General features: G+C 84.2%; 1 pseudogene. It reads right to left on the bottom strand.

Going from position 1 to position 202, the window contains the following annotated elements:
- Positions 1–202, bottom strand: a pseudogene (locus QWY28_RS24900) (serine/threonine-protein kinase); the annotation flags it as partial.

Genomic DNA, 202 nt, shown 5'->3' with positions numbered 1-202 from the left:
GTCCTCGCGGTCGACCGCCAGCGCCCGGCGCACCACCGCGTCGGTCGCGCCGGGGAACGGCCGCTCCGGCGTCGAGAGCGGCGGCGGCGCGGCCGGGGCGGCCGCGGCGCCGAGCGGGGGGGGGGGGTACGGCGCGCGGCCGGCCAGCAGCAGGTAGGCCCGCGCGCCGAGGGAGTACTGGTCCGCGCGAGCGTCCAGCGGC

This window comes from Nocardioides oceani (genome assembly GCF_030412965.1).
In the GTDB taxonomy this organism is placed as follows: domain Bacteria; phylum Actinomycetota; class Actinomycetes; order Propionibacteriales; family Nocardioidaceae; genus Nocardioides; species Nocardioides oceani.
Note: the sequence above shows the minus strand (reverse complement) of the source record. Positions and strands in the feature narration are given on the sequence as shown.